2 protein-coding genes are annotated in these 1,652 nt (G+C 75.7%); one reads left to right on the forward strand and one right to left on the reverse strand.

Translation table 11 applies throughout. From position 1 onward, the window contains the following. Positions 1 to 5: 5 nt before the first annotated feature. Complete coding sequence (locus ACGF5T_RS17080; RefSeq protein ID WP_366767026.1) at positions 6 to 602, reverse strand: TIGR03086 family metal-binding protein; 597 nt, start codon at positions 600 to 602, stop codon at positions 6 to 8. A 198-nt stretch (positions 603 to 800) separates the two neighbouring features. Between ACGF5T_RS17080 and ACGF5T_RS17085 the strand changes: the two genes are divergently transcribed. Further along, positions 801 to 1,589 (forward strand): helix-turn-helix domain-containing protein, encoded by a 789-nt coding sequence (locus tag ACGF5T_RS17085; RefSeq protein WP_366767090.1) that lies wholly within the window; start codon positions 801 to 803, stop codon positions 1,587 to 1,589. Positions 1,590 to 1,652: the final 63 nt, after the last annotated feature.

The following is a 1,652-nucleotide window of genomic DNA, read 5'->3' on the forward strand; positions in this document are numbered from 1 at the left end:
GGTGCTCAGGGCCTCCAGCGCGGGTTCCGGCCCGTCAGGGCGAGTACCCGATCCAGTTCCGTGGCGTGCCCGGGCGGGGGCACCTCGGGGCCGAAGACGCCGTACTCGCGGGCCTGCGGGGCCATCGCCGCCACCGCACCGACCAGTTCGCCGACGACCACCGGGTCCGCCTCGTAGGGCTGACCGGTGGCTGCGGCCAGGTCCCAGGCATGGACGGTCAGGTCGAGCAGCGCCATGTGGGCGACGGTCCGCGCCGGCAGCCCCATCTGCCCGCTGGTGCCCTCCTCCGCGCCGGGTGCCGCCCACGCCTCCACCAGTGCTCCGGTCTCCCGGGCGAACGCGGCGCGCCAGTCGGTGTCCGGGCGCACGGTGGACGGGGTGGTGGAGAAGTCGGCTTCCTTCTTGGCGGCGAGTTCCTGGAACTGGACGACGACGTGGTGCAAGTGGTCCAGCAGCGCGCGCACGTCGTAGTCGGCGCACGGGGTGGGCACGGTGAGCGCGTCGTCCGCGATGCCGCGCACCACGGGTACGGCCTGGCGGGCGGCGGCGTCGAGGAGGACGGCGATGGGGGTGTGGCCGGTGGCGGGTGAGGTGGTGGTCATGCCTCCGACGCTAGGGGCGGGGCGGCACGCCGGCTTGAAGAAACGCGACACCGGCCCGGGGCCCGGTCCTAAGATCGCCCCGTGAGTCCCGCAGCCGCCACCTCCCCGGACCGGCCCGGTGACAGCGCCGCCCGCACCCCCGCCCCCGGCGGTCCCGGTTCCTCCAGGGGCACGGCGCCTCGTGGTGACACCCGGGGGATCCTCGATCCCTCGGCGTTGCTGCGCCGCACCTCCTTCCGGCGTCTGCCGCCGGCGCCCGCGCTCCGGCCATACGTCGAGCACTACTGGTTGATCGACTGGGACCTGCCCTCCCCGTACGAGGCGCGGGTGCTGCCGCATCCGTCGGTCAACGCCGTACTGCAGTGGCGCGGCGGGCGGTCCCGGTGCGAGGTGTCGGGGGTCGGGCTGCGGGTGCACGCCGAGCGGCTGGAAGGTGCGGGACGGGTGGCCGGGGTGCAGTTCCGGCCGGGTGGCTTCCGGCCGTTCGCGCCCGGAGCGCCCGTCTCGGAATGGACCGGGCGCCGGCTCCCGGCGGAGGAGGTCACCGGCGCCGGTCCGGCGCTCGCCGAGGCGCTCGCCGCCCTCGGCGAGGAGGGCGACGACGCCCGCCGCGCAGCCGCCGTCGACTCCTGGCTGCTCTCACTGGAGCCGCGCCCCGACCCGCAGGCCGCGCTCGCGGTGGAGCTGGCCGCCCTCGCCTGCCACGACCGCACGGTGCGCCGAACCGCCCGCCTCGCGGAGTTGGGCGGGCTCTCGGTCCGGGCACTCCAGCGGCTCTTCGCGGCGTACGTCGGAGTGAGTCCCAAATGGGTCATCCTCCGCTACCGGCTGCTCGACGCCCTGGAACGTGCCGCGGCGGACGGAGCAGCCGACTGGGCGGGGATCGCCGCGGAGCTGGGCTATGCCGACCAGGCCCATCTGGTCCGTGACTTCACCGCCACGGTGGGCGTCCCGCCGACCGCCTACGCGGCTCGGGGCGCCGCCTGAGGCGGTACGGGGCCGGTATCCACGGGCTTCACGCTGCACGCGTACACCCCCTGCGGGGACCGG

The organism is Streptomyces sp. NPDC047853 (assembly GCF_043204535.1).
Taxonomy (GTDB): domain Bacteria; phylum Actinomycetota; class Actinomycetes; order Streptomycetales; family Streptomycetaceae; genus Streptomyces.

Coding starts and splice junctions, on each gene's coding strand:
- ACGF5T_RS17080 (WP_366767026.1), bottom strand. CDS start 602: ATGACCACCACCTCACCCGCCACCGGCCACACCCCCATCGCCGTCCTC.